Source organism: Spiribacter salilacus, from assembly GCF_009649225.1.
GTDB lineage: Bacteria > Pseudomonadota > Gammaproteobacteria > Nitrococcales > Nitrococcaceae > Spiribacter > Spiribacter salilacus.
Map to the genome: position 1 here is coordinate 103,394 of NZ_WJPP01000004.1, position 24,250 is coordinate 127,643.

The window sequence follows — 24,250 nt, forward strand, 5'->3', positions numbered from 1 at the left end:
ATGGCTAGTGCAAAGGCAAAATAACGTGTGCAGCGCAGGAGAGACAAAGGCGAACCTCGCGACGGTCTTTACAGCCGAGTAAACTCGACATTCTTAGTCAAGTATCGAGCGGCTGGAGTAACGGTGTCAAACCAATCTGGATGTCTGTACGTGGTGGCAACACCCATCGGTAATCTCGGCGATATGAGTCCTCGGGCTATCGAGGTGTTAAATCATGTGGCCGTGATCGCTGCTGAGGATACACGCCATACCGGCCGTCTGCTCGAGCAGTTCGATTGCCGGACACCTCAATTATCGTTGCATGAGCACAACGAAGCGAGTCGGGTGCAACGATTACTGGAACGTCTGCAAGCGGGCGATGATATTGCGCTTGTCAGCGACGCGGGTACGCCGTTAATCAGTGACCCGGGGTATCGTTTAGTTCGCGCCGCGCGGGAAGCTGGCCTGACAGTGCTAGCGGTGCCGGGGCCATCAAGTATAACCGCTGCTCTATCCGTCGCCGGTTTGCCCACTGATCGGTTTTGGTTTGAGGGCTTTCTGCCCGCACGCTCCTCGGCACGACGCCGTCGGCTTGAGGCGTTAGCGGATGTCTCCGGAACCCTCGTGTTTTTTGAGGCGGGGCGACGGCTTGGTGCCACGCTGAGTGAAATGGCTGAGGTGTTTGGAGGCTCTCGTGAGGCGGCCGTGGCAAGGGAGTTAACCAAGCGATTTGAAACAACCCAAATGGATACCCTAGCGCAATTAGTTGATTGGCAGGCGGCCGATGCCAACCAAGCGCGGGGTGAGTTTGTTGTGATGGTAGCGCCAGCAGCAACTGAGGTTGCTGATTCAGCCGATACACAATCGCCACTGGATGTTGATCGGCTGCTCAAGCTGCTACGGCAGGAGGGGTTAGGGGCGAAAGCGGCAGCGCGGGTTGCTGCAGCGCTTAGTGGGCAGAGCGTTAATGCTCTTTACGCTAGAGCAACAGATGCATCAACGCCGAAATAGGGTATCCTAAAGGCGGAAGTTGGCTGGGCGATCGCTGCACTCTTTTGGGTGTGGAGGAAAGTCCGGGCTCCACTGGGCAGAGTGCCAGGTAACGCCTGGGCGGCGTGAGCCGACGGAAAGTGCCACAGAGATCAGACCGCCGATGGCGTTGCGATAGCTTCGCACAGGTAAGGGTGAAAAGGTGCGGTAAGAGCGCACCGCGCGCATGGCAACATGTCGCGGCACGGTAAACCCCACTCGGAGCAAGACCAAATAGGGGAGCAGACGTGTGGCCCGCGCGGCTCCCGGGTAGGTCGCTTGAGGTTTGTGGTGACATAAATCCAAGAGGAATGATCGTCCTCGACAGAACCCGGCTTACAGGCCAACTTCTTTTTCTTTTAATGCGAATTCTCGCAAATCTTCCTAAATTGATGTTTTAAAAACGGTATTTATCTACCGTTGTGTAGCTGTTCTACCTGCTTTTATTTAGGCGCTAAGTTCTTGTGCGCCAAGCAAAAATTTCTTTTTTAACGGCTTGACGCGATGAGAATTGCTGTCTAGAGTGTGCCCTTAAGTGGGAAAAAGTGGTGAAAAATGGTTTTTTTAGGATTTAACGGGTGAATAAGGGGCGATTGTGTTTCGCGGTGTCACCCAAATAACGCTGGATGCTAAAGGCCGCATGGCCTTTCCAAGCCGCTATAGAGAGCGGCTTCAGGCGTTGTGCGATGGTCAATTGGTGGTGACCGTCGATAGAGACTATTGCTTGCTCGTCTACCCGTTGCCCGAGTGGGAGCATATTGAGCAGAAGCTTGTGCGCTTGCCGAGCCTTAATCGCACGGCGCGCCGACTTCAAAGATTGCTGATCGGGCATGCCACTGAATGCCAACTTGATGGTAATGGTCGAATTTTACTGCCGCCTCCGTTGCGCGACTTTGCAGGTTTGGAAAAAAGAACGGTGCTCATTGGTCAGGGCAACAAGTTTGAGCTTTGGGATGAGGCCACGTGGTCAGGTTTACGAGAGCAGTGGTTAGCGGAGACAGCGGAGGCGGAAGAGCTGCCCGGTGATCTTGAGTCATTGTCACTCTAGGAGGCCGTTATTTTGATCGAAGTCGGGTCCCATCAGTCGGTCATGCAGGAGCAGGTGATTCATCACCTAGCTTTGCGCCCGGGTGGTCTTTATGTCGATGGGACTTATGGCCGCGGGGGTCATGCAGCAGCCATTCTCGATGCCTTGGATGAAACTGCGCAGGTGTGGCTGGTTGATCGAGATCCTGAGGCGATTGCCATCGCGCGTGATCGTCATGCCAATGATTCACGTTGTCATATCTGCCAAGCCAACTTCTCTGAATTAGGTGATCGGCTGCGTGCCGCGCAGCTGGAAGGCCATGTAAACGGCATTTTGCTTGATTTGGGTGTTTCATCGCCTCAATTAGATCAGGCAAATCGCGGCTTTAGCTTTATGCGCGCCGGCCCGCTCGATATGCGAATGGATAACACGCAAGGCGAAACAGCCGCTCAGTGGTTAGCGCATGTTGATGAGCGCGCATTGGTTGGCGTGTTACGTGAATATGGCGAAGAGCGTTATGCCAAACGGATCGCCGCGGCAATTTGTCAGGCTCGTAACGAGGGTGATTTGCCTGAAGATACGCTGGCGCTCGCCAAGCTGATTGCCACTGCAGTGCCGCGTAGTGAGCCAGGCAAGCACCCGGCAACCCGCTCTTTTCAGGCCATCCGAATTTTTATTAATGGTGAACTTGAGGCGCTAGATGCGCTGCTTGGCGATGTTTGTGCGCTGCTTGCGCCTGAGGGCCGTTTGGTTGTTATTAGCTTTCACTCTTTGGAAGACCGCCGGGTAAAACGCTTTATTCAGCGCAATAGCCAAGTGGGTGATCTACCGCCGGGCGCCGGAATGGTGCCCCCTGAGAAGCGTCCACGGTTGCGTCGCATTGGACGTGCCTATCGGCCAGATCCCGAAGAAACCGTGACCAACCCGCGGGCGCGCAGCGCCGTTTTACGCGTGGCGGAGCGACTCTCATGAGTGGCCACATGACTTTATGGGTATTCGCATTGGCGGTGGCAGTTATCGTTTCTGCTTTACTGGTTGCCGAAAGCAAACATAACACCCGCGTGCTTTTCCAAGAGATTGAACAGTTACGTGACGAGCGTGATGCCCTAAACGTGGAGTGGAGTCGACTGCGTTTGGAGCAAGGTGCATTAGCAACGCACTCACGGGTTGAAGCCATTGCCCGCGACGAGCTAGGCCTGATCCGGCCTGATGCCAGTGAGATTGTTTTGATTCGGTTGGATCAGAATGTATCAGCAGGGGTGGGTAATGAGTAACCAGCGCCTACAACCGCGTGCCTGGCGGCGTTGGCTGGTGATTGTTGGGCTAATGTTGCTGCCGCTTGTGCTTTTGGGCCGTGCGGTCACATTGCAATTATATGAGGGCGCCTTTTTACAAGGGCAGGGTGATCAGCGCCACCTTCGTGTAGAAACTTTAGTGGCTAATCGTGGCGTGATTTACGACCGCAATGGCGAATCGCTTGCAATTAGCGCACCCGTGCAGTCGATTTGGGCCAATCCTCAAGTGTTGTTGGATGAAAATGCAGACGCATCCATTTCTGCGGTAGCTGAATTGGTTGGGCTCGATGCGAGAGTTCTGGAGCAAACGTTAACGAGTCGTGCCAATAGAGAGTTTGTTTACATTCGGCGGCATATCTCTCCGGAGTTAGCCGAGCAGGTGGTAGCGCTGGAGATTCCGGGTGTGCATTTGCAGCGGGAATATCGGCGCTTTTATCCAGCAGGCGAAGTGACAGGGCATGTGCTTGGCTTTACTGATGTTGACGATAAAGGCCAAAGCGGCGTTGAGTATGCCTACAACGATTGGTTAAGTGGGGTTGCCGGCGCTAAGCGGGTTTTGCGTGATCGCTATGGCCGCAACATTGAAGATGTTGAGCTCTTACGCGATGCGCGACCGGGCAAAGATCTCCACTTAAGTATTGATCAGCGCCTGCAATATATCGCTTACCGAGAGCTGAAAGCTGCCGTTGAGCGGCGTTCTGCCCGAGGGGGTTCAGTCGTTTTAATGGATGTCCATAGTGGCGAAATTTTGGCGATGGTTAACCAGCCTGCGTTCAATCCTAATCGCCGCTCAGACATTGTGGCCGAACGCTACCGAAATCGGGCTGTAACGGATGTTTTTGAGCCCGGCTCGGTGATGAAACCGCTGGCAGTCGCGGCTGCATTAGCGGGTGGCAAATATACGCCGGAAACGGAGATTGACACCGCCCCCGGATACTTGCGGGTTGCGGGCAACGATGTCAGAGACATTCGAGATTTTGGCACCTTAACGGTGCGTGGCATTTTGCAAAAGTCCAGCAATGTTGGGGTTGCTCAAATGGCACTTGAACTTGAGCAAGGCCGACATTGGCAGCTATTAGCTGATTTGGGGTTTGGGCAATCAACGGGTGTGAATTTTCCGGGTGAGGCATCGGGGCATTTAACAGCAATACCAACGGAGCGGCCTTTTGAAAAAGCCACTTTGGCGTTTGGATACGGCTTATCGGTAACCACTCTCCAGTTGGCACGTGCTTATGCGGCAATTGCAGCTGATGGCCGCTTGCCAACGCCAACATTGCTGGCCAATGCGCCGGCGGTGGAGGGGCCTGTTGTTCTGGACCCGCGTGTTGCGAAAGCGCTGCGCGCCATGATGGTGGATGTGACATTGCCGGGTGGTACGGCCACTCAGGCGGCTATTCCCGGTTATCAAGTTTCCGGTAAAACGGGTACGAGTCGGAAAATTGGGCCGGAGGGTTATGCCAAAGGTCGTTATGTCTCTACCTTTGCCGGTATCGCGCCAGCAAGCAACCCGCGGTTCGTTGCCGTAGTGACCATCGACGAGCCGGATCCGTCTGAATACTATGCGGGTCCCGTCGCTGGGCCGGTGTTTCGTGCGCTGATGAGTGATGCGTTGCGCCTTTATCGTCTATCCCCAGACGCCATGTTGGAGCGAAAGAGCTAATGGCGGGCGGTATGACAATGGAAGCGCTGCTTGCACCCTGGGGCATTCATGCGCCAGCGCACCCGGTTGTTGGTTTGGCGATGGACTCGCGAGAGGTGGTCTCTGGCGGCGTTTTCTTGGCGGCGGCGGGAGAGCAGGGGCATGGCCTCGAGCATCTCGACGCTGCAATAGCCGCTGGCGCGCAATTGGTGGTTTATGAGCCATCACCCCAATGGGACGATGCAGCGCTGACGGCAATTTGTGCGAGTGCGGATGTGCATTTGGCCAAACTGCCTGACTTGCATTCTCATGTTAGCGAGATAGCTGCCAAATATTGTGGTTACCCCGGCAATGCGCTGCGGGTTATTGGTGTGACCGGTACCGATGGTAAAACGTCGGTTGTGCATTATGTGGCGCAACTGCTGAGCGCGCTAGGCATTCAATGTGGCGTATTGGGCACGTTAGGGTGCGGCTTACTTGGGCAGCTCAAGCCAACGCGACATACCACGGCCGACCCGGTGAGTGTGCAGCAGCAGCTGCAAACGCTGGTGCAGGCTGGCGCAAAGGCCGTTGCGATGGAGGTGTCCTCCCATGCTTTGGCACAGGGGCGAGTGGCTGCAGTGCCTTTCCATACGGCTGTATTGACTTACCTCGGCCGAGATCATCTGGATTATCACGGTAGTCTTGAAGCCTATGCCGCCGCTAAGCGGAAGCTGTTTTTATGGCCTAGTTTGGTTTGCCGGATTATCAATATGGATGATGCCTTTGGTGTTGGATTAGCCGCGCTGAATGATGATGTGGAGGTGACCCGTTATGGCAGGGGCTCGAATAACGAATGGCAAGTTTGTGGCGTTGAGCCCACCGCTGATGGCTTATCGGTGCAGCTGCGGCATGCCGGCATAACGCATTCATTACGGTTGCCCTTAATGGGTTCATTCAATGCGGCCAATGTTACGGCAGCGATAGCAGCAGCTGGTTGGGAGCAGTCAGCCGAAGATGTCCTGCATGCAACGTCGGCCATTCGCGCTGTGCCGGGGCGGATGGAGCGATTCATCGGTGCTGATGGGCCATTGGTTGTTGTGGATTACGCTCACACCCCCGGGGCGTTGGAGTCGGTGCTCAACGCATTGCGCCAGCATACAACCGGTCAGCTTTGGTGCGTGTTTGGTTGTGGTGGTGATCGCGACGCTGGTAAACGTGCCCTAATGGGCGAGGTGGCATCGCGCTTGGCGGATCAGGTTGTCGTGACCAATGATAATCCGCGCAGCGAGCCTCCAGAGGCGATTGTCGAAGAGATCTGTGCCGGGATTTCTGATCCAGCCGGCGTACGTGTCGAATTAGATCGTGCTAGCGCCATTGCTAATGTGATTAAGCAAGCAAATGCCAAAGATGTGGTGCTTGTAGCAGGCAAAGGCCATGAGAGTGTGCAATGGCTTGGTCAACAAGCGGTGCCGTTTTCGGATCGTGAGCAGGTTGAACAGCAATTGCTACGGAGGGCTGGCTGATGGATGCCGTTGCACTCCAATCATTAGCGGCAGAGTTAGGCGGACGCTGCATTGGCCCGCGGGTTGTCGTCTCAGGCGTTGGTATCGATAGCCGGTCCTTAACCGCAGGCGATCTATTTATAGCGCTGCCGGGCAGTCAAGCGGATGGGCATGATTTTGTTTCGGCTGCTGCCGCCGCCGGTGCTGCAGCAGTCATGGTCACTCGTGAGGTAGACACAGATCTAACGCAATGGGTGGTCGAGGATACGCGCCGCTCACTGGTTGAGCTGGCGTGTTGGATTCGTTCGCAAAGCCAGGCGCTAACGATTGGCATTACCGGCAGTAATGGCAAAACAACAGTCAAAGAGATGGTTTCGGCGATCCTTAAACAGGTGGGATCGACCCATGCAAGCCAAGGGAATTTTAATAACGAGCTGGGTGTGCCGTTAACGCTTTGTGGCCTTAAGGCTGAACATCAATATGCCGTGGTTGAAATGGGTTGTGCACGGCCCGGCGATATTGGTTTGCTAGCGAGTTGGGCACGCCCCCGAGTCGGCTTAGTCAATAACGTGGGGCCGGCTCACCTAGCCGGTTTTGGCAGCGTCTCTGCGATTGCGGCAGGCAAAGGCGAGTTATTCGAAGCGCTGCCGGCTGAGGGTTGCGCCATTATTAACGCAGATGATCCGTTTGCGAGCTTTTGGGAGCAACAGGCCGCGCATTGCCACATCCTGCGTTTTTCCTTAGAGGGGCTGCCAGCCGATGTGGTGGGCTCGATTAGTGAAGACAATCAGCTACAGATTCAGTTACCGGGCCAGTCAGAACCTTTTTCGGTGCACGTTCCATTGGCGGGCCGACACAACAAGCTCAATGCCCTTGCTGCTGCCAGTGTTGCCGCCGCGATGGATATACCTGTCGATGCCATCGTTCGGGGCCTAGAGGGTGTATCTGCGGTGGCAGGCCGTTTAGTTGCACGCCCGGGAATTGCCGGGTCGGAGCTGATTGATGACACCTATAACGCGAATCCGGCTTCGCTAACGGCGGCAATGGAGACGGTGACCGCGCAATACGACGGTCCGGTTTGGCTGGTTTTAGGCGATATGGCGGAGCTTGGCCCTGATGCGGAAGCGCTGCATGCCGCCGCGGGCCGTGAAGCACGCACCTTAGGATTTGAGCGGCTATACGCATTGGGGCCGTTAAGTGCGCATGCGGCCGAGGCATTTGGATCGCAAGCGACGTGTTTTAGTGATCAAGAAGCCTTGATTAACGCCGTTGCCAACGCGTTGGAAGACGGAGTGCGGGTGCTGGTGAAAGGGTCTCGCTCGGCACGAATGGAACGAGTCATAGAGGCATTAGGGCAGTCATGTTGATCCTACTAACCGAATGGCTTACCGCGCACTTCACCGTTTTTAATGTGGTGCAGTATCAGACCTTTCGCGCCATTTTGGGCACCTTAACCGCTTTAGGTATCGGGCTGTTAGTGGGGCCTTGGTTAATTCGAACACTTGAGCGGCGTCAGGTTGGCCAGCATGTCCGCCAGGAAGGGCCAGTCAGTCATTATTCAAAAGCAGGCACGCCCACAATGGGTGGTGCGTTGATCTTGGTTGGTATTTCCGTTTCCACACTGCTTTGGGGTGATTTGAGCAATCGATTTGTTTGGGTTGTGTTACTGACGACGCTGGCGTTCGGCGCGATTGGTGGGTACGACGATTGGCTGAAAATTAGAGAAAAAAGAAGCGAAGGCTTAAGTGCAAAAATGAAGTTTGCGGCCCAATCGGTGGTGGGGCTTTTTGCTGGGCTCGTTCTTTATTTGAGCGCTGTCGCACCCGTTGAAACGGCGTTAATCGTGCCATTTTTTAAAGAATTGGTGATCCCGCTGGGGTGGTGGTTTATTCCGCTGACATGGCTGGTTGTGGTGGGCGCTTCCAACGCGGTGAACTTGACCGATGGCCTTGATGGGCTAGCAGTTATGCCAACGGTGCTGGTTGGTGGAGGCCTTGGTATTTTTGCCTACGCTAGCGGTAATGCGCTGTTTTCTGACTATTTGGGTATTCCCTTCGTGGCGGGTGCGGGGGAGTTGATTGTCTTTGTTGGTGCACTGATTGGCGCTGGGCTGGCGTTCTTATGGTTTAACACCTACCCCGCGCAGGTCTTTATGGGCGACATTGGTGCCCTTTCGCTTGGCGCTGCACTTGGCATGGTGGCCGTCGTTGTACGCCAAGAGCTCGTGCTATTCATTATGGGCGGCGTGTTCGTTGTAGAAACGCTGTCGGTCATGCTGCAGGTGTTTTGGTACCAGCGAACGGGTCGGCGCATCTTTCGGATGGCGCCTTTACACCATCATTTTGAGTTAAAGGGTTGGCCTGAGCCCAGAGTGATTGTGCGCTTTTGGATAGCCACGGTCATTTTGGTGTTGGTTGGCCTAGCGACGTTGAAGTTGCGGTGATGGAGGTGGCAGTGGTCGAAAAGCCGGCATACGACGCAGTCATCTTAGGGCTTGGACAGTCAGGAATGGCCTGTGCTCGGTATTTGCTCGCCGGAGGCCGAGATTTTGCCGTGATGGATACGCGCCCTAATCCCCCCGGCTTGGCAGAGCTACAATCGCGTAGCGCCGATGTGCCTATTGTTACTGGACGATTCGATGCGCAGATGTTGGCCAATGCTGAGCAAATAATATTGAGCCCCGGTGTTGACCCCCGGCAACCGGAGGTCCAAGCGGCAGCTCAGCGCGGCCAGTCTATTGTGGGTGAAATCGAGCTTTTCGCTCAGGCAGTCTCTGCACCGGTTATTGCGATTACCGGCTCTAATGGGAAAAGCACGGTCACCTCGATCGTTGGCGAGATGGCCAGATGTGCAGGTAAAGCCGTTGCTGTAGGCGGCAATTTAAGTCCGCCAGCGCTTGATTTGTTAATGACACAGCCCGATGCAGATCTCTATGTGCTCGAGCTGTCGAGTTTTCAGCTGGAAACCACCGCCTCGTTGGCACCCTTGGTGGGTGCGGTGCTTAATCTAACGGCTGATCACTTAGATCGATACGATGCGATGCGTGACTATGCCGCGGCAAAGGCACGCATTTTGACTCATGCGCAGCATGCGGTGCTTAACGCGCAAGATCTGGCGGTAACCGCGATGGCGCCTGCGGAATTGCCGATTACCTGGTTTGGTGAGCAAACCGGAGATTACCATCTGCTGACGCTTGAGGATGGCGACTGGCTTTGTCGAGGGGCAACACCCTTGGTGGCGGCTTCAAGCCTTCCATTGGTCGGCCGGCACAACCTGCAAAACGCGCTGGCTGCATTGGCGATTGGTTCAGCAGCCGGATGGCCTGATGCCGCCATGATCTCAGCTTTAAAAACCTTCCGTGGTCTGCCACATCGCAGCGAGAGTTTGGGCTGGCATGCCGATCGATTGTGGATTAATGACTCCAAGGCAACCAATGTGGGTGCGGCAGTTGCCGGCATTCAGGGGCTCGGTCGTCCCATGGTGTTACTGGCAGGTGGAGACGGGAAGGGGCAGGACTTTAGGCCTTTAGCGGCTGGTTTACCGTCTGAGACGCGAGCGGCTGTTGTCTATGGTGCAGCCGCCGGTGTGCTGGTGCAGGCACTTGCGCCGCATGTGGTCGTGCAGCGGGTGGAATCATTAGCCGATGCGGTAGTTGCGGCACTACGCCTTTCTGAGCGTGGCGATGTGATTGCGTTGGCGCCTGCGTGCGCAAGTTTGGATCAATTTGCCGATTATCAAGACCGCGGACGACAGTTCAGCGCCCTGGTTGAGCAGGTGGGTCAAAATGGCTGAGGCCATGCGTTATCCACGGTTAGAGGCCTTATTAGGCCGTCGGACACCATTCGGTGCCGATCATGATCGCCTTTTGATCCTCGCCATTGGGCTGTTGCTCGGCATTGGCATCGTCATGATGGGCTCGGCTTCGCTTGCCATTGGAGAAGAGGAGGCCAATCAGGCCACTTATTTTCTGGTTCGCCAGCTGTTGTTTTTATTGCCAGCCGGGTTAGCGCTAACTGCTGCGTTGTTAATGCCGTTGGATAGATTGCGGCAATGGGCGCCAGTGATATTGCTGGGGTCAATATTTTTATTGGTGTTGGTGCTGTTGCCGGGCGTTGGCAGAGAGATTAACGGGGCAACGCGCTGGTTACCCGTTGGCATCATTAATTTGCAAGTTTCAGAAGTGGCGAGAGTCGGGTTCATCGTCTATCTGGCCGCGCATTTAGTGCGTCAGGGAGAAAAAGGCGCGCTATCGGTCGGGGCATTAGTGGCTCCCGCAGTGGTAATAACAATGGCCGGAGTTCTATTGCTCGCACAGCCTGACTTTGGCGCACTGGTTGTGCTGGCCGTCACGTTGGGCAGCATGTTGTTTGTGGCTGGCGTTTCGTTAGGCGTTTTCTTGTTGTTGGCGATTGTTGTGGTTGCGCTTGGCTCGGTATTGGTGGTTTCTGCACCGTATCGTCTAGAGCGTTTGACCGCTTTCCGCGATCCTTGGGCCGATCCTTTTGATACCGGCTTTCAGTTATCGCAGTCGCTAATTGCGGTGGGCCGAGGAGAATGGTTGGGAGTGGGTCTCGGCAATAGCGTGCAAAAGCTTTTTTATCTTCCAGAGGCGCATACCGACTTTTTGTTTGCCGTGCTGGCCGAGGAATTCGGTTTGCTTGGCATGCTTGTGGTGATTGGGCTTTATGCCTTTTTGGTGGTGCGTATTTGTGCCATTGGTTCGGCCAGCTTTCAAGCAGAGCGTCCGTTTGGCGGCCTGCTTGCCTATGGGGTGGCTGTTAGTTTGGGCTTCCAAGCCTTCGTCAATATGGGCGTTAACTTGGGTTTGCTGCCAACCAAAGGCCTAACGCTCCCGCTGATGAGTTACGGGGGCAGTAGTTTGGTCATGACTGCTGCGGCCTTGGGTCTGGTTTTGCGTGTGGATTACGAGCGACGAGTCAGTCAGCGGGCGGCAAGTACTTTGAGCCGCCGGAGGTCGAGATGAACGCCCGGCCTGTCATGATTGCAGCCGGCGGCACGGGTGGCCATGTCTACCCTGGGCTGGCAGTGGCTGATGCGCTTAAAGCGCGGGACATACCCGTGATCTGGGTCGGTACGCCGTATGGCCTAGAAGCACGCGTGATACCGGAGGCCGGCGTGCCATTCGCGCCGCTAGCGATTCGGGGTTTACGGGGTAATGGTTTGTTGGGGTGGCTAATGGCGCCGTGGCGGATATCACGCGCACTGCTCGGTGCAATGCTGTTGCTTCGCCGCTATCAACCCCGTGTTGTTTTGGGATTGGGCGGCTATGTGGCAGGCCCGGTAGGTTTGGCCGCATGGTTGCTGCGCCGGCCGCTTGTGATTCATGAGCAAAATGCAATTGCAGGAATGACCAATCGCTGGTTATCACGCTTAGCTGTGCGCGTTCTAACGGGTTTAGGCGCCGAGTTTCCGAAGGCTCGTGATGTGTTGGATACCGGCAATCCAATTCGGCGTGAGTTAACACAAGATGATGACCCAGCTGTGCGCTATGCCGCTCGTAATGACCTATCGCCGCGGGTGCTGGTTTTAGGCGGCAGCCTTGGCGCGCGCAGCTTAAATCAGGTGATGCCCGCTGCGTTTGCCAAATGGCCGGCCGATCAGCGCCCTGAGATTATTCATCAAGCCGGCGAAAGAACGATTGGCGACGCACGCACGGCTTATGCAGAGGCTGGTGTAAACGCCGATGTGCGCGTGTTTATTGCAGATATGCAGACCGTTTATGCCTGGGCTGATTTGGTGGTTTGTCGCGCTGGGGCACTGACGGTCTCAGAACTGGCGGCGGTGGGCGTGCCTGCCTTGCTTGTGCCTTTCCCTTACGCGGTAGACGATCATCAAACCGCGAATGCGCAGTTTTTGGTGAATGCAAAGGCGGCGGAATTAATGCCAGATGCTGAGCTTGAGCCCGAGGCCGTGTTTAACCGGTTGCAGCCGTTGTTAGCTGATCGAAGCCAGTTAGCGGAAATGGCTGGTCGGGCAAAGCGCTTGGCGCAGCCAGCGGCGGCTGATCAGGTTGTTGAGCAATGTTTGGCGGTGGCGGCATGAAGGCGCCAATGTCTTATCAGGTTGAGCAGGGCGCCCCTGGTGCGATGGGCCAGGTGCGGCGCCTGCACTTTGTGGGTATTGGTGGTGCCGGCATGGGTGGAATTGCTGAGGTGTTATTAAACCTTGGCTACACAGTATCTGGCAGTGACCTTAAAGAAAACGCGGTGACTGAGCGGCTCAGTGAGCTAGGCGCCAAGGTATTTATTGGTCATGATGCCGCGCAGCTGGAAGGCGCAGATGCCCTTGTGATTTCTACCGCTGTGGGTGATGAAAACCCTGAAGTGGCCGCGGCGCGGGCGCAGCGAATTCCTGTGGTTCGGCGTGCTGAGATGCTGGCAGAGCTTATGCGCTTCCGCTTTGGCATTGCAGTGGCGGGCACGCATGGCAAAACGACAACAACCAGTTTAATCGCCAGCATTTTGGGTGAGGCTGATTTAGACCCCACCTTTGTTATTGGGGGCCGGCTCAATAGTGCGGCGAGTCACGCACGCCTCGGCAGCGGGCGTTATTTGGTGGCAGAGGCTGATGAAAGCGACGCCTCTTTCCTGCATCTCAACCCCATGATGGCCGTGATCACCAATGTGGATGCAGATCACCTCGATACCTATGGCGGAGACTTTGATCGCTTGCGCGCCACCTTTGTGGAATTTATTCATCACCTGCCATTTTATGGACTGGCAGTGGTGTGTGAAGACGATCCTGTCCTAAAAGCCATGCTGGGTGAGTTAGCCCGCCCCACGACAACCTATGGGTTTAGTGCTGATGCGGATATTCAAGCTACGGCGTTGAGCGCCAAAGGCTCGCAAACCCAGTTTATTGTGGTCAGCGAAGGCTATGCCGATCTGTCTGTGACGCTGAATCTGCCAGGTCGGCATAACGTGCTCAATGCATTGGCGGCGATCGGTATTGCGCGTGCGCTGGGTGTTGATGATGCACCGATCCAGCGCGCGTTAGAGTCCTTTTCGGGAATTGGCCGGCGTTTTCAGCCCATTGGCGATCTGCCTGTTGCCGGTGGGCATGCGGCTTTGCTTGATGACTACGCTCATCATCCACGCGAAATTGCCGCTGTGATTGAAGCGGTACGAAGCGGATGGCCGGGGCAGCGCTTAGTGGTTGCTTTCCAGCCCCATCGGTATACCCGCACGCGCGACTTATTTGATGATTTTGTGCGGGTGTTAAGCGATACCGATTTGCTATTGGTGACCGATGTGTATTCGGCCGGCGAGGCACCCATTCCTGGTGCGGATACGCCCGCTTTATGCCGTGCGATTCGGCAGCGCGGGCAAGTAGACCCCGTTTTAGTGCGAGGTATTGATGAGCTGCGCAGCGTGATGCCGGGCTTATTGCGCGCGAACGATATTGTGTTGTCACTGGGGGCCGGCAGCATTGGCCAGGCCTTGCCTGCTTTGCTGGCTGATTCGGAGGCGTCGCCATGACTGCTTTACGCGGCCGTTTGCAGCGCAACGTAAGCCTAGACCGGCTAACTAGCTGGCGCGTGGGTGGCCTTGCCGAACGGGTCTATGAGCCGGCTGATGTGGATGATTTAAGTGCATTCCTAATGAGCACAGAGGCGGTTGACCCATTGCTGTGGCTGGGGCTCGGCAGCAATGTCCTCATTCGTGATGGCGGCTTTCATGGATCAGTCATTCGTTTACACCGTGGCTTGGCGAATATCGTTGACCTCGGCAATGGTCGGATAAGAGTGGACGCCGGAGTGCCCTGCGCGCGCGTGGCCAAATGGTGTGGTCAGCAAGGATTGATTGGCGCGGAGTTTATGGCTGGCATTCCTGGCACCGTTGGTGGTGCGTTGGCGATGAATGCAGGTGCCTGGGGTGGTGAGACATGGCCGCTGGTTGAATCGGTGGAGGTGATGAATCGAGGCGGGCAGCGCCAGGAGCGCTTGCCGCAAGACTACCAGGTGGGCTATCGCGAGGTGACCGGTTACGACAACGAATGGTTTACCGCGGCCACGCTGCGATTAACCCCGGGTGGCGACCCCGACGCGTTACAGGCAAAAGTTCGGGGTCTGCTCGCAGAGCGGGCGGAGCGACAGCCTACCGGCATTGCTAGCGGCGGTTCTGTTTTCCGTAACCCACCTGGTGATTATGCCGCGCGGCTGATTGAGGCGGTTGGCCTAAAGGGTACCGCGCGGGGCGGTGCGCGCATTTCAGAAAAACACGCCAACTTTATCGTGAATGAAGGGCAAGCATCAGCGGCTGATATCGAGGCGCTGATTGCATTGGCGAAGCAGGCCGTCAAAGCGCAGTTTGATATTGAGCTTGAGCCAGAGGTTCGAATTATCGGGGAGGTTGGTTATGTCCATTAATTTACCAACCGACACACCCACACCGGCAGAGATGGGTCGGGTTGCCGTGCTCATGGGCGGACATTCTGCTGAGCGAGAAATCTCCTTGGCGAGTGGTCAAGCTTGCTTGCATGCCCTACATGAAAAAGGGGTGATCGCGGAAGCTTTCGATCCATCGCAGCGCGCGCTAGAAGAAATCAAAGCATTTGATCGGGCGTTTATTGCCCTGCATGGCCCGGGTGGAGAAGACGGTGCGATTCAAGGTGCGCTAGAGAGCCTTGGTGTGCCGTATACCGGCAGCGGTGTTCTTGGCTCTGCGCTTGGCATGGATAAATTGCGCAGCAAACAAATATGGCGCGCTATTGGGTTGCCGACACCTGCTTGGTATGTGCTCCGTTCACGTGATGAATTTCAGCTTGCCGTTGAGGGGTTGGGTTTTCCGCTTTTCGTGAAACCGCTCAAAGAGGGCTCTAGCTTGGGTACCCAAAGAGTCAACTCTATGGATGCGCTGGATAGTGCGTGGGCGGGAGCGAGCGCGTTTGGCGATGAGGTACTGGTTGAACGTTGCATTGAGGGCGCCGAATACACAGTAAGCATTCTTGAGGGTCAGGCATTACCGAGTATTCGAATTGAGGTGACCAGTCAGTTCTATGATTTTGCTGCGAAATATCGGGATGACAGCACCCGCATGCATATCCCAAGTGGGCTGAGTGCAGAGCGGGAGCAAACCATCAGCCAATTAGCGCTAGCTGCTTTTAATGCGATTGATGCGAGCGGTTGGGGTCGAGTGGATGTCATGGCAGATGCTGCAGGCCAGTTTTGGCTACTCGAAGTCAATACAGTCCCGGGTATGACTGATCACTCGCTGGTGCCGGCAGCGGCACAGGCTCAAGGAATAAGCATGTCAGAGCTGGTATGGCGGATATTGCTGACGAGTGGGAGGCATGATTTCAAATGATAGGCAGACTTTCATTGGGTGTGATGCTGTTCGGTCTGCTGGCCGGAGGCTACTGGCTGAGTACGCAGTGGGCCGAGTCTCCGCCGCTGCCAATTCAAACCGTCCGCTTCGATGGCGAGCTTGCACATCTGCGTCAAGAGGATTTGCGCGCTGCCGTTCTGCCCAATTTAGGGGGCGGCCTGCTGGGTTCAGACGTGCTCTCCATACGTCAGTCCTTAGAGGCCCTAGCTTGGGTACAGCAAGCGTCTGTTCGACGCGTGTGGCCGGATGCATTGGAAGTTCACATTGTCGAGCAACGCCCCATTGCGCAATGGGGCGAGGGTGCTTTGCTAAACGCGCAGGCGCGGGTGTTTCGGCCCCGCCGTTTGCCCGAGGGTCTGCCCGCCCTAGCTGGCCCGCCCAGCAGCGCCGAGCGGGTGTTAACGCGGTTTCAGGAAATACGCGCGTTACTGCAGCCGGTGGACATACAAGTCATTGGCCTGAAGTTAGACGAACGACGGGCTTGGACGGTGGTTTTAGACAACGGTGGCTTGATTCGGCTGGGCCGGCAAGACACCGAAGAGCGGTTAGCGCGCTTTATCGCAGCCTGGCCACAAGTCGAAGATTTGCCCGAGCAGATGTTGTCTGTGGCGGATCTTCGTTACCCCAATGGATTTGCTCTGCTTTGGCAGCCCGAGGAAACAGTCGATGACACGTAAACCTGAGCGCAACCTGCTGGTTGGATTGGATATTGGCACTTCAAAGGTAGTTGCCATTGTTGGTGAACTGCAAAGCGACGGTACGGTTGAGATTATCGGTATTGGTTCCAACCCATCGCGCGGCTTAAAAAAAGGGGTGGTGGTCAATATTGAGTCGACGGTCCAGTCAATTCAGCGCGCCGTTGAAGAGGCAGAGCTGATGGCAGGTTGCCAAATTCATTCGGTGTATGCGGGCATTGCCGGCAGTCACGTTCGCTCTTTGAACTCGCACGGCATCGTGGCTATTCGTGATAAAGAAGTGGCCCAGGGCGATGTGGATCGCGTGTTAGATGCGGCGCGGGCAGTGGCAATACCGGCTGATCAGAAGATCCTGCATCTCCTGCCTCAGGAATACATCATCGATAGCCAGGAAGGGATTCGCGAGCCAATTGGCATGTCAGGCGTTCGGCTTGAGGCGCGGGTTCACATGGTGACTGGCGCGGTCAGCGCGGCTCAGAACATTATTAAGTGCATTCGCCGCTGCGGGCTTGAAGTGGATGACGTCATTCTCGAGCAGCTGGCCTCTAGCCATGCCGTCTTAACCGATGATGAGAAAGAACTGGGCGTTTGCCTGGTCGATATCGGTGGCGGCACAACCGATATTGCGGTCTTTACCGAAGGCGCCATTCGACATACCGCCGTCATCCCGATTGCGGGCGATCAGGTAACCAATGACATTGCGGTTGCTCTGCGCACGCCAACGCAGCATGCCGAAGAAATTAAAATGCGTTACGCCTGTGCGCTATCGCAACTTGCCGGTACCGAAGAAACGATCGAGGTGCCGTCGGTTGGTGAGCGTGCAGCGCGAAGGCTGTCTCGCCAAACACTCGCGGAAGTCGTCGAACCCCGTTACGAGGAGCTCATGACGCTGGTGCAAGCGGAGCTTCGGCGCAGCGGTTTTGAAGACTTAACGGCGGCCGGAATCGTTCTAACGGGTGGTAGCTCCAAGATGGAAGGCGCCATTGAGCTAGCCGAAGAGATTTTCCACATGCCCGTGCGGCTGGGCATTCCGCAAAACATGACCGGGCTAACCGATGTGGTTCGTAATCCCATTTATGCCACTGGCGTGGGGTTATTGCACTTTAGTCGGTTGCACGGCAGTGAGCCGCATCAGGAATTAACGGCATCAGAGAAAAGTTTCAATGCGTTATGGGGACGCATGCGTGATTGGTTTAAAGGTAATTTTTAGGGTCTCTTGAGGAGGTTTGACAATGTTTGAGCTAATGGATTCATTCAACCAAAATGCGGTGATTAAGGTCATTGGTGTAGGCGGTGGCGGCGGTAATGCCGTTCAGCACATGGTGGCTGCCGATATCGATGGGGTCGATTTCATCTGTGCAAACACAGATGCACAGGCCCTCAAAAACAGCGCTGCTCGCACGGCGTTGCAGTTGGGTCAGGAGATCACCAAAGGGCTCGGTGCAGGCGCCAACCCTGAGGTAGGACGCGACGCGGCAGAGGACGACCGTGAGCGGATTGCCGAAGTGCTGCAAGGGGCCGATATGGTCTTTATAACAGCGGGTATGGGCGGTGGCACGGGCACTGGAGCGGCCCCTGTTGTGGCGCAGATTGCCAAGGAGCTCGGCATTCTGACTGTTGCCGTCGTCACCAAGCCATTCCCGTTTGAGGGAAGTCGACGGATGAATATCGCCGAAGAAGGTATTCGTGAACTGGCTCGGGATGTGGATTCGCTGATTACGATTCCTAACGAGAAGTTGTTGGCAGTGCTAGGGAGTGAGCTAACGCTTTTAAATGCGTTTAAGTCTGCCAACGATGTGCTGCTTGGCGCGGTTAAGGGTATTGCTGAGCTGATCACTCGGCCTGGTTTGATTAACGTCGACTTTGCTGACGTCAGAACGGTCATGTCTGAAATGGGCATGGCTGTGATGGGATCGGGTGAAGCAAGTGGTCAGAACCGTGCGCGTGACGCGGCGGAACGTGCCATCGCTTGCCCACTGCTGGAAGATGCCAACATTGCTGGTGCGCGTGGCGTGTTGGTGAATGTTACTGCCGGGCTTGATCTGTCGATTGGTGAGTTTGATGAGGTTGGCAACGCGGTGAAGGACTTTGCATCAGAAGATGCCACGGTTGTTGTCGGTACCGTTATTGATCCAGAGCTTGAAGGTGAGTTGAGGGTGACTGTTGTTGCAACCGGGCTGCCTTCAGCGCAGGCGGCGGCTGCACCGTCAGAGTCTGTGCGTACGCCACGTTTGGTGAGTCGGGGGAACCCCGCGCCCGCACCGGCTGCTGAGAGTGAGCCACGTCGGCAAGTTGCTGCGGGTGGGGCAGCGCCGGCCGTTGACAATGACATGGAATATCTGGATATTCCGGCGTTTTTGCGGCGGCAGGCAGACTAAAGGATTGTCTGCTAAACTATGGAAAGAAATGATTCGACAACGCACATTAAAGAATAGCATCCGGGCAACCGGGGTCGGCTTGCACACGGGGGAAAAGGTCTACCTAACCCTAAGGCCTGCTCCCCCAAACACCGGCATCCGGTTCTGCCGGGTCGATTTAGACCCGGTGGTAGAAATACCCGCGCATCCTGACAATGTGGGTGACACGGTGCTATCAACGTGCTTGAGTAAAGACGGTGTTCGGGTTGCAACGGTAGAGCATCTGCTCTCTGCCATGGCAGGCCTGGGCATCGATAATGCGTATGTCGATTTATCCGCACCAGAAGTACCCATCATGGATGGTAGCGCGGGGCCGTTTGTATTTTTGATTCGCTCTGCCGGTACGCTTGAGCAAGACGCGCCAAAGCGATTTGTTCGCATCATTAAGCCGTTAAAGATTGAAGATGCCGACGGTAAGTCGGTGGCTCTAGAGCCGCATGATGGGTTCAAAGTCAGCTATACGCTAGATTTTGACCACCCGGTATTTAAGTCAGGGGCACGTACGGCCGAGGTCGATTTCTCCTCAACTTCTTTTGTTAAAGAGGTTAGCCGGGCGCGCACCTTTGGTTTTATGCGAGATATTGAATATCTTCGGGCAAACAACCTTGCCTTAGGGGGTAGTCTTGATAACGCCATTGTTGTCGATGATTATCGGGTTCTAAACGAAGATGGCCTGCGTTATCAAGATGAATTTGCCAAACATAAAATCTTAGACGCCATTGGTGATCTCTATCAGCTTAATCGCAGTTTGATTGGTGCTTTTCATGGCTATAAATCCGGTCATGAAATGAACAATCGAATTTTGCTTGAGCTACTGAAACGTCAAGATGCGTGGGAAGAAGTCACCTTTGAGGATGATGAAGCGGAAGTGCCAATCGCTTACGATCAGCCGGTGCCTGCGGTTTAATTCTCTTCTCTAAAGCGTCGCCCATGTGCGGCAAGTTTACTGAGTGCTTCTTGTAACCGCGGGTCAGCCATGCCATTGGCGGCCGTCTCTAAGTAATCAATGGTTGCATCACTCATTTGCGGGGCGCTGCCTTTTGTCTGCTGGGCAGACGGCGCAACAATACGTAGCTTAAATGATTGGGGTTTTTGGCCGATAAGTGCCTCTGCCGCATTCAGTAAATTGCGTTGATGTCCGCGCAATAGGGTTCCCCATGCCGCACTGGTTGTAACGACTACGAGCTGTTGTTGGTTGAGGGCCGCTAGCGACCATTGAGACTGCAGCCGTGCGGGTAAAACGCTCTGCAGATGCTGTTCAGCTTTTTGTAGCGTGCGGGCTTGAGCCGTGATTTGTTGTAAACGATCAGGCGCTTGATCAAGAATTCGGTGCACGCGCTTTGGGTGTCCGCTCATTTTTTCTGTCATCTCGTTGCCTGCTGAATTCGTTCTGATGCGTTATAGTAACGCGTCTTCTTAATGTGGAATGCCAACCGGATCTCATCATGCTAAATGCAATTGGAAAAAAGATCTTTGGTAGCCGTAATGACCGGCTGGTAAAGAAGCTACAACGCCAGGTTTCGCGAATTAACGAGTTAGAGCCAGATCTTCAGGCTTTGTCCGATGACGCGTTTCCCGATAAAACTGCCGAGCTTCGGTCTCGTGTTGCTGCCGGTGAAACCCTAGATTCATTGCTGCCTGAAGCGTTCGCATTGGTTCGTGAGGCAGCACAGCGCACGCTAGGCATGCGCCATTTTGATGTGCAAATGATTGGCGGCATGGTGTTGCACCAAGGCCGTATTGCCGAAATGAAAACGGGTGAGGGAAAAACGCTGGTGGCAACGCTAGCGGCCTATCTCAATGCGCTGCCCGGTGAGGGTGTCCATGTTATTACCGTTAACGACTATCTGGCCCGCCGTGATGCCGAATGGATGGGGCAGGTTTATCGATTTCTTGGGTTAGAGGTGGGTGTTGTTGTGCCGGGCATGGATGGCCCGAGTAAGCGCGCTGCCTATCAGGCCGATATTACTTACGGTACCAATAATGAATTTGGTTTCGACTACTTGCGCGACAACATGGCGCTGCGTGCTGGTGATCGAATGCAACGGGGGCGGTACTTTGCCATTGTGGATGAGGTGGACTCCATCCTGATTGATGAGGCCAGAACACCACTGATTATTTCTGGGCGCGCCGAGCAATCGAGCGAGCTGTATTTGAAGATGAACCAATTAGTGCCGAAGCTGGTGGCGCAGGAAGAAGAAGAGGGGCCCGGTGATTATCATCTTGATGAAAAAGCTCGTCAGGCCTTTTTGACAGAGGATGGGCAAGAGCGTGCCGAAGACTTGCTGCGGCAGGCTGGCATGCTGGGTGAGGATGAATCCTTATACGACACGCGTAATATCGCAATGGTGCATCATCTCAATGCCGCACTGCGCGCGCATACGCTGTATCAGCGAGATGTGCATTATTTGGTGCGGGATAACCAGATCGTCATCGTCGATGAATTTACCGGTCGTGCGATGCCAGGGCGGCGCTGGTCTGAGGGTTTGCATCAGGCCATTGAGGCTAAGGAAGGCGTTGAGATTCAGGCAGAAAATCAAACGCTAGCCTCGATTACCTTCCAGAACTATTTTCGGATGTACAACAAGCTAGCGGGGATGACCGGTACCGCCGATACCGAAGCCTATGAGTTTCAGCATATCTATGGCCTGGAAGTGGCGGTAATTCCTACCCATCGTCCGATGGTGCGCGCCGATCATCACGATTTGGTCTTTTTAAATCAGGAAGATAAATACGCCGCTATCATTGAAGACATTCAAGACTGTAATAAACGCGGCCAGCCGGTGCTGGTCGGTACAACGTCTATTGAAAGCTCGGAGCGTATTTCCTCGGCGTTAACCAAAGCCAAAATTGCCCATGAAGTGCTGAATGCTAAACAGCATGAGCGCGAGGCAGGCATCATTGCAGACGCCGGCAAGCCCGGGGCGGTAACAATTGCAACCAATATGGCCGGCCGTGGCACCGATATCGTGTTGGGTGGTAATGCAGAAGGCGATGAGGAAGGTTGGCAGGCACGTCATGACGCGGTTATCGAAGCGGGTGGCTTGCACGTTATTGGTACCGAGCGGCATGAATCGCGGCGCATTGATAATCAGCTGCGGGGGCGCTCGGGGCGGCAGGGCGATCCAGGTTCTACCCGATTTTTCCTCTCCCTCGATGATAGCCTTTTGCGGATTTTTGCCTCAGATCGTGTATCAGGAATGATGCAGCGGCTGGGGATGCAACCGGGAGAAGCTATCGAAAGTGGCATGGTCTCTCGTGTAATTGAAAATGCGCAGCGTAAAGTGGAAGCGCATAACTTTGATATTCGTAAACACCTGTTGGACTTTGATGATGTCGCCAACGATCAGCGGCGGGTAATTTATGCCCAGCGTGATGAGCTGCTGGAGTCAGAGGATATCTCCGGCACCGTGGTGGATATGCAAAACGATGTGCTTGAAGCTTTAGTTGCTGAGCACATGCCGCCCGGTACGATTGAGGATCAATGGGATGTGCCGGCACTTGAAGAGTCGCTACAAGGCCAATTTGGCATAGCCCTACCGGTGGCACAATGGCTTGAAGAAGATGATGAGCTGGATCGAGATGGTGTTACTGAGCGACTCGAAACAGAAGTTGCAGCACGCTACACCGCAAAAGAAGAAGAAGTGTCTGCTATTGGTGTGAATATGCGAGAGGTTGAGAAAAGCTTCCTCTTACAAGTGCTCGATAATCAGTGGAAAGAGCATTTGGCGGCAATGGATTTCCTGCGTCAAGGCATTGGTTTGCGTGGAATGGCGCAACGTAATCCGAAGCAAGAATTTAAAAAAGAAGCGTTTGAGATGTTTAGCGAGATGCTAGATGGCATTAAGCGGGAAACCATTCGCATCTTGTTTAATGTCAATGTGCGCGGTCCGGAAGACACGCAGGCGGCTGAAGCAGAAAGAGCCGCGCAACAGGCGCGTTCGATGCAGTTCCAACATGCCTCTAGCGATGCGCTGGCACAAGATGAAAGCGCGTCGTCGCCGGCTGCAGGGGGTGGCAAGGAGCGTCAGCCATTTATTCGGGGCCAGCGAAAAGTTGGCCGCAATGAGCCTTGCCCTTGCGGATCCGGTAAAAAGTATAAAGCTTGTCATGGGCGTCTCGATGGCGGTGGGTGAATCACCGCTGCCACCGCTACATCCGGTGGCGGGGGTGCGTCTTGCAACGGTAATGGCTGGCATCCGCCGCGCTGAAGAGCCAGATTTAGTGCTAATTGAATTAGCGAAAGACTCGAGTGTGGCGGCCGTATTTACGCGCAATCGTTTCCGAGCTGCGCCCGTGCGGTTGGCAGAAACCCATTTACAGAATTCGCCAAGCCGCTACTTAGTGATTAATACCGGTAATGCTAACGCGGGCACAGGCGCAGCGGGCAATCAAGCCGCTCTAAAAACCTGTCAGGCCGTCGCAGATGTTGCGGGATGTGAGCCAGAGCAGGTCCTGCCCTATTCAACGGGTGTAATTGGTGAGCTCTTGCCTGTTACCCCCCTAATTGAGGCGCTGCCCGATGCTTATCAGAAGTTAGCCGATGATGGGTGGGCAGCGGCTGCCGATGGCATCCGTACCACCGATTTGCGCCCGAAAGGGCGTAGCGTACAAGTGGATCTTTCAGCGGGCCCCGTAACTATCACGGGTATTGCGAAGGGCTCGGGCATGATTCGGCCTGATATGGCCACGATGCTGGCTTTTGTGGCTACCGATGCAGCGGTTGAGGGCTCGCTATTGCGTCAGTTATTAACCACTGCGGTTGGTAAAAGCTTTAATCGAATTACGGTGGATGGTGATACTTCCACCAATGACGCCTGCACGTTAATGGCTACAGGCGCCTCGGGTATCGCTTTGGACTCTGCCTCGCCAGATCTGGGTTCATTTGCCGCCGCACTGAATCAACTATGTATTGAGCTGGCTCAAGAAGTTGTGGCAGATGGCGAGGGTGCAACCAAGTTAGTGAGCATTCTTGTGTCAGGGGCGCGCTCTGAGGCAGAGGCTGAGGCTGTGGGATTTGTGGTGGCAGAGTCGCCCTTGGTTAAAACTGCGTTATTTGCGAGCGATCCAAATTGGGGTCGAATTCTTGCGGCGGTGGGTCGAGCGCCTATTGATAACTTGGATGTTGGCCGAGTTGCCATTTCGATTAGTGGTTACCCAATTGCGATTGCAGGGGGGCTTGCTGATACCTACGAAGAACCCGTAGTGGCCAGGGCTATGCAAGAAGACCACCTCACCGTTGAGATCAACCTAGGCCGTGGCGATGCACAAGCGACGGTGTGGACGTGTGACCTTTCTTATGAGTATGTCCGCATTAATGCGGAGTACCGTAGCTGAT

21 protein-coding genes and 1 other RNA gene are annotated in these 24,250 nt (G+C 55.1%); 21 read left to right on the forward strand and 1 reads right to left on the reverse strand.

The features are described from left to right. The first annotated feature begins 123 nt into the window (after nucleotides 1-123). From rsmI to lpxC, 19 genes are all read left to right on the forward strand, one after another. On the forward strand, nucleotides 124-990 hold the full coding sequence (gene rsmI / locus GH984_RS08080) for a 16S rRNA (cytidine(1402)-2'-O)-methyltransferase (RefSeq protein ID WP_369692007.1): 867 nt from the start codon (nucleotides 124-126) through the stop codon (nucleotides 988-990). 15 nt (nucleotides 991-1,005) lie between these two features. Beyond that, nucleotides 1,006-1,363, forward strand: an RNA gene (gene rnpB, locus GH984_RS08085) — RNase P RNA component class A. A 240-nt stretch (nucleotides 1,364-1,603) separates the two neighbouring features. After that, nucleotides 1,604-2,056 (forward strand): division/cell wall cluster transcriptional repressor MraZ, encoded by a 453-nt coding sequence (gene mraZ / locus GH984_RS08090; protein WP_369692009.1) that lies wholly within the window; start codon nucleotides 1,604-1,606, stop codon nucleotides 2,054-2,056. A 12-nt stretch (nucleotides 2,057-2,068) separates the two neighbouring features. Further along, on the forward strand, nucleotides 2,069-3,007 hold the full coding sequence (gene rsmH, locus GH984_RS08095) for a 16S rRNA (cytosine(1402)-N(4))-methyltransferase RsmH (RefSeq protein ID WP_256365607.1): 939 nt from the start codon (nucleotides 2,069-2,071) through the stop codon (nucleotides 3,005-3,007). Beyond that, nucleotides 3,004-3,309, forward strand: coding sequence for a cell division protein FtsL (ftsL, locus tag GH984_RS08100; RefSeq protein ID WP_253939182.1), 306 nt, complete (start codon nucleotides 3,004-3,006; stop codon nucleotides 3,307-3,309). The genes rsmH and ftsL overlap by 4 nt, the downstream gene beginning before the upstream one ends. Then, on the forward strand, nucleotides 3,302-4,990 hold the full coding sequence (locus GH984_RS08105; RefSeq protein WP_153719711.1) for a peptidoglycan D,D-transpeptidase FtsI family protein: 1,689 nt from the start codon (nucleotides 3,302-3,304) through the stop codon (nucleotides 4,988-4,990). Before ftsL ends, GH984_RS08105 begins: the two co-directional genes overlap by 8 nt. Then, a complete protein-coding gene (locus GH984_RS08110) occupies nucleotides 4,990-6,474 on the forward strand; it encodes a UDP-N-acetylmuramoyl-L-alanyl-D-glutamate--2,6-diaminopimelate ligase (RefSeq protein ID WP_216643642.1) in 1,485 nt (494 codons plus the stop codon). The genes GH984_RS08105 and GH984_RS08110 overlap by 1 nt, the downstream gene beginning before the upstream one ends. Beyond that, the gene (locus tag GH984_RS08115; protein ID WP_153719712.1) at nucleotides 6,474-7,820 is read left to right on the forward strand and encodes a UDP-N-acetylmuramoyl-tripeptide--D-alanyl-D-alanine ligase; all 1,347 of its coding nucleotides are present in this window, start codon (nucleotides 6,474-6,476) and stop codon (nucleotides 7,818-7,820) included. Before GH984_RS08110 ends, GH984_RS08115 begins: the two co-directional genes overlap by 1 nt. Next, nucleotides 7,814-8,896 carry a phospho-N-acetylmuramoyl-pentapeptide-transferase gene (gene mraY / locus GH984_RS08120; RefSeq protein ID WP_153719713.1) on the forward strand — a complete coding sequence of 361 codons (1,083 nt, stop codon included), beginning with the start codon at nucleotides 7,814-7,816 and terminating at the stop codon, nucleotides 8,894-8,896. Before GH984_RS08115 ends, mraY begins: the two co-directional genes overlap by 7 nt. Beyond that, nucleotides 8,839-10,245 carry a UDP-N-acetylmuramoyl-L-alanine--D-glutamate ligase gene (murD, locus tag GH984_RS08125; protein WP_253939183.1) on the forward strand — a complete coding sequence of 469 codons (1,407 nt, stop codon included), beginning with the start codon at nucleotides 8,839-8,841 and terminating at the stop codon, nucleotides 10,243-10,245. The genes mraY and murD overlap by 58 nt, the downstream gene beginning before the upstream one ends. Continuing rightward, entirely contained in the window at nucleotides 10,238-11,437 is a 1,200-nt protein-coding gene (ftsW, locus tag GH984_RS08130; RefSeq protein WP_153719714.1) for a putative lipid II flippase FtsW, read from the forward strand. The genes murD and ftsW overlap by 8 nt, the downstream gene beginning before the upstream one ends. Beyond that, nucleotides 11,434-12,516 carry an undecaprenyldiphospho-muramoylpentapeptide beta-N-acetylglucosaminyltransferase gene (murG, locus tag GH984_RS08135; RefSeq protein WP_153719715.1) on the forward strand — a complete coding sequence of 361 codons (1,083 nt, stop codon included), beginning with the start codon at nucleotides 11,434-11,436 and terminating at the stop codon, nucleotides 12,514-12,516. Before ftsW ends, murG begins: the two co-directional genes overlap by 4 nt. Further along, entirely contained in the window at nucleotides 12,513-13,952 is a 1,440-nt protein-coding gene (gene murC / locus GH984_RS08140) for a UDP-N-acetylmuramate--L-alanine ligase (protein ID WP_253939184.1), read from the forward strand. Before murG ends, murC begins: the two co-directional genes overlap by 4 nt. After that, nucleotides 13,949-14,842, forward strand: a complete 894-nt coding sequence (gene murB, locus GH984_RS08145) for a UDP-N-acetylmuramate dehydrogenase (protein WP_153719716.1) — start codon at nucleotides 13,949-13,951, stop codon at nucleotides 14,840-14,842. Before murC ends, murB begins: the two co-directional genes overlap by 4 nt. Then, nucleotides 14,832-15,779, forward strand: coding sequence for a D-alanine--D-alanine ligase (locus GH984_RS08150; RefSeq protein ID WP_153719717.1), 948 nt, complete (start codon nucleotides 14,832-14,834; stop codon nucleotides 15,777-15,779). Before murB ends, GH984_RS08150 begins: the two co-directional genes overlap by 11 nt. Then, nucleotides 15,776-16,477 carry a cell division protein FtsQ/DivIB gene (locus tag GH984_RS08155; protein WP_153719718.1) on the forward strand — a complete coding sequence of 234 codons (702 nt, stop codon included), beginning with the start codon at nucleotides 15,776-15,778 and terminating at the stop codon, nucleotides 16,475-16,477. Before GH984_RS08150 ends, GH984_RS08155 begins: the two co-directional genes overlap by 4 nt. Then, nucleotides 16,467-17,705 (forward strand): cell division protein FtsA, encoded by a 1,239-nt coding sequence (gene ftsA / locus GH984_RS08160; protein WP_153719719.1) that lies wholly within the window; start codon nucleotides 16,467-16,469, stop codon nucleotides 17,703-17,705. The genes GH984_RS08155 and ftsA overlap by 11 nt, the downstream gene beginning before the upstream one ends. 22 nt (nucleotides 17,706-17,727) lie before the next feature. After that, nucleotides 17,728-18,873, forward strand: a complete 1,146-nt coding sequence (ftsZ, locus tag GH984_RS08165; protein ID WP_153719720.1) for a cell division protein FtsZ — start codon at nucleotides 17,728-17,730, stop codon at nucleotides 18,871-18,873. 28 nt (nucleotides 18,874-18,901) lie between these two features. Continuing rightward, the gene (gene lpxC, locus GH984_RS08170) at nucleotides 18,902-19,819 is read left to right on the forward strand and encodes a UDP-3-O-acyl-N-acetylglucosamine deacetylase (protein ID WP_153719721.1); all 918 of its coding nucleotides are present in this window, start codon (nucleotides 18,902-18,904) and stop codon (nucleotides 19,817-19,819) included. Here the strand turns inward: lpxC and GH984_RS08175 are convergent. Further along, nucleotides 19,816-20,280: a DciA family protein gene (locus tag GH984_RS08175; protein WP_153719722.1), complete on the reverse strand. Its 465-nt coding sequence runs from the start codon at nucleotides 20,278-20,280 to the stop codon at nucleotides 19,816-19,818. The genes lpxC and GH984_RS08175 overlap by 4 nt on opposite strands. Nucleotides 20,281-20,357: 77 nt before the next feature. Here GH984_RS08175 and secA point away from each other — a divergent pair, with 77 nt between their 5' ends. Next, a complete protein-coding gene (gene secA, locus GH984_RS08180) occupies nucleotides 20,358-23,048 on the forward strand; it encodes a preprotein translocase subunit SecA (protein WP_153719723.1) in 2,691 nt (896 codons plus the stop codon). Then, nucleotides 23,023-24,249 carry a bifunctional glutamate N-acetyltransferase/amino-acid acetyltransferase ArgJ gene (argJ, locus tag GH984_RS08185; RefSeq protein WP_253939185.1) on the forward strand — a complete coding sequence of 409 codons (1,227 nt, stop codon included), beginning with the start codon at nucleotides 23,023-23,025 and terminating at the stop codon, nucleotides 24,247-24,249. The genes secA and argJ overlap by 26 nt, the downstream gene beginning before the upstream one ends. The last annotated feature ends 1 nt before the right edge of the window (nucleotide 24,250 follow it).

What these genes read in the sequence shown, in the direction of transcription:
- ftsL (WP_253939182.1), top strand. Translation starts at nt 3,004, where the DNA reads ATGAGTGGCCACATGACTTTATGGGTATTCGCATTGGCGGTGGCAGTT.
- GH984_RS08105 (WP_153719711.1), top strand. Translation starts at nt 3,302, where the DNA reads ATGAGTAACCAGCGCCTACAACCGCGTGCCTGGCGGCGTTGGCTGGTG.
- GH984_RS08110 (WP_216643642.1), top strand. Translation starts at nt 4,990, where the DNA reads ATGGCGGGCGGTATGACAATGGAAGCGCTGCTTGCACCCTGGGGCATT.
- GH984_RS08115 (WP_153719712.1), top strand. Translation starts at nt 6,474, where the DNA reads ATGGATGCCGTTGCACTCCAATCATTAGCGGCAGAGTTAGGCGGACGC.
- mraY (WP_153719713.1), top strand. Translation starts at nt 7,814, where the DNA reads ATGTTGATCCTACTAACCGAATGGCTTACCGCGCACTTCACCGTTTTT.
- ftsW (WP_153719714.1), top strand. Translation starts at nt 10,238, where the DNA reads ATGGCTGAGGCCATGCGTTATCCACGGTTAGAGGCCTTATTAGGCCGT.
- murG (WP_153719715.1), top strand. Translation starts at nt 11,434, where the DNA reads ATGAACGCCCGGCCTGTCATGATTGCAGCCGGCGGCACGGGTGGCCAT.
- murC (WP_253939184.1), top strand. Translation starts at nt 12,513, where the DNA reads ATGAAGGCGCCAATGTCTTATCAGGTTGAGCAGGGCGCCCCTGGTGCG.
- murB (WP_153719716.1), top strand. Translation starts at nt 13,949, where the DNA reads ATGACTGCTTTACGCGGCCGTTTGCAGCGCAACGTAAGCCTAGACCGG.
- GH984_RS08150 (WP_153719717.1), top strand. Translation starts at nt 14,832, where the DNA reads ATGTCCATTAATTTACCAACCGACACACCCACACCGGCAGAGATGGGT.
- GH984_RS08155 (WP_153719718.1), top strand. Translation starts at nt 15,776, where the DNA reads ATGATAGGCAGACTTTCATTGGGTGTGATGCTGTTCGGTCTGCTGGCC.
- ftsA (WP_153719719.1), top strand. Translation starts at nt 16,467, where the DNA reads ATGACACGTAAACCTGAGCGCAACCTGCTGGTTGGATTGGATATTGGC.
- ftsZ (WP_153719720.1), top strand. Translation starts at nt 17,728, where the DNA reads ATGTTTGAGCTAATGGATTCATTCAACCAAAATGCGGTGATTAAGGTC.
- lpxC (WP_153719721.1), top strand. Translation starts at nt 18,902, where the DNA reads ATGATTCGACAACGCACATTAAAGAATAGCATCCGGGCAACCGGGGTC.
- GH984_RS08175 (WP_153719722.1), bottom strand. Translation starts at nt 20,280, where the DNA reads ATGACAGAAAAAATGAGCGGACACCCAAAGCGCGTGCACCGAATTCTT.
- secA (WP_153719723.1), top strand. Translation starts at nt 20,358, where the DNA reads ATGCTAAATGCAATTGGAAAAAAGATCTTTGGTAGCCGTAATGACCGG.
- argJ (WP_253939185.1), top strand. Translation starts at nt 23,023, where the DNA reads ATGGGCGTCTCGATGGCGGTGGGTGAATCACCGCTGCCACCGCTACAT.